Below are 2,034 nucleotides of genomic sequence, written 5' to 3'. Positions count from 1 at the left end.
GGCCGCACCGGCCGTCGAGGCGACCGGGCCGGTGACCACGACGCCACGCGCGGCCGCCCCCGCCACGGCCGCCGCGCCGGTGCGGGTCGCGAAGGACCCGACCGCGCTCACCGTGCTGCGGGTCCTCACCTACGTACTGGTGTCGCTGTCCTGCCTGGTCTTCCTGGCCGGGGTGGTCTACGGGCTCGTGGTGTACCTGGAGTTCCGCTCGGCGCTGGGCACGTCACCGCTGTTCGGGGGCGGCACGCCGTTCGGGAGCTGGTGAGGGCGCCGGGCGTGGCTCACGGCTCCGCGAGCCACGCCCAGGACAGCGGCGGGAGATGGGCCCGCCCGCCCTCGGTGCGGACCGGCCCGTCCGAGGACAGCACCGTGTCCAGGCCGGTGACCAGGGCGGCGTCGACCGAGGCGGGCCGGTCGGACACGTTGACCAGCCCGACGAAACGACCGCCGCGCGGGTGCCGCCGCGTCCACCCGAGCACCGCCGGGTCGTCGAGCACGGGCACCTCCACCGGCGCCGACGCGTGCAGCGCGGGCAGCTCGGCCCGCACCGCGGCGAGCCCGGTCAGCGCACCGAACACCCGCCCCTCGACGGTGTCCGGGTCGTAGCGGCGGGCGAACGCGGCCTCGTCCATCGGGGGCCGGTGCATCCAGCGGTTGTCCGCGGCGCGCTCGGGGTCGGCGCGGTAGCCGGTGTCGTTGGCCAAAGCCAGCTCGTCGCCCATGTAGAGCAGGGGGATGCCGCCCCAGCCGTAGACGACGGCGTGCGCGAGCAGCAGGCGTCGCACTCCCGCGTCGAGGGCGGCGGGGTCGTGGCGGGCGCGGGCGTCGTCGATGCCGCAGAGCGCGGCGGCGCTACCGGAGATGCGGGCGTCCCCGGTGTCCGGGTCCTCCTGGAACAGGGCGCCGCGGGCGAAGCTGCCCGGGAAGCGTCCGGCGAAGAAGTCGTTGAGGAACCGCCGGTGCGACGGGCCGTCCCAGCCGACGGCGGCGGCGTCGACGTCGGAGACGGCCCAGCCGATGTCGTCGTGGCAGCGGACGTAGGTCGCCCACGCCGTCGTCGGCGGGGCGGGGGTCATGCGGCGCAGCGCGTGCGCGGCGAGGCGGGCGTCGCGGGTGGCCAGGCTCGACCACACCATCACCATGAGCTGGTTGTGGTAGGCCAGCTCACACTCGGGGCGGTAGCGGTCGTGTGCGCCGAGGTAGCCGACGAGGTCGTCGGGCGCGACGATCGCCTCCGCCTTGAAGACCACGGCCGGGGCCGCGATCCGGGTGAGCGCGTGCAGCGCCTGCAGCACGTCGTGGGCCTCGGGCTGGTTCTGGCAGTTCGTGCCGAGCCGCTTGCCGAGGAACGGTGCCGCGTCCATCCGCAGGACCTCGACCCCGCGCCCGGCCAGGGTGAACACGGTGCCGAGCATCGCGGCGAACACCTCGGGACAGGTCCAGTCCAGGTCCCACTGGTAGTCCCAGAACGTCGTCCACACCCAGCCGCCGTCGCCGCCGTTCGCCCCGGGCACCCAGCTGAACGATCCGGGCGCGCGGTCGGGGAAGACGTCGGGGATCGTCGCCTCCCAGGCGTCGGGCATCTCCCGGTCCGGGTAGGCGGTGTAGAAGCCGGCGTAGCGCGGGTCGCCGGCGAGCCAGCCGCGCGCCCACGGGTGCTCGGCGGCGGTGTGGTTGAGGACGAGGTCCACGCACAGGCTCATGCCGCGCTCGCGCAGCGCCCCGGCGAGGGACTCCAGGTCGTCCATCGTGCCCAGCCGCGGGTCGACGGCGGTGTAGTCGGCGACGGCGTAGCCGCCGTCGTTCTCGCCGTCGCGCGGCCTGAGCAGCGGCATCAGGTGCAGGTACCGCACGCCCAGGTCGGACAGGTGGTCCAGGCGGGTGCGGATGCCGCGCAGGGTGCCCGCGAAGCGGTCGGTGTAGGCGACGTAGCCGACGGTGCGGGGGTCCTGGAACCAGTCGCCGTCGACCTCGCGGCGGCGGTCGAGCTCGCGCAGCGCCTGCGGGCGGGCGGCCGCGGCGGCCAGCGCGGCG

At 75.5% G+C, this 2,034-nt stretch carries 2 protein-coding genes; one reads left to right on the top strand and one right to left on the bottom strand.

What is annotated here, in order from left to right:
• Window positions 1-265, top strand: a 265-nt coding sequence (locus GTW08_RS14745; protein WP_237453850.1) for a hypothetical protein, incomplete at its 5' end; no start/stop codon positions are given.
• Between the two features lie 16 nt (window positions 266-281).
• On the opposite strand, the gene GTW08_RS14740 is transcribed toward GTW08_RS14745, so the two are convergent.
• The coding region (locus tag GTW08_RS14740) for an alpha-amylase family protein (protein WP_161152073.1) at window positions 282-2,034 on the bottom strand (1,753 nt) is incomplete at its 5' end.

Origin of the sequence: Pseudonocardia sp. SID8383, assembly GCF_009864975.1 — a bacterium.
Taxonomy (GTDB): Bacteria; Actinomycetota; Actinomycetes; order Mycobacteriales; family Pseudonocardiaceae; genus Pseudonocardia; species Pseudonocardia alni.
This window is presented reverse-complemented; position numbering and strand designations above follow the sequence as displayed.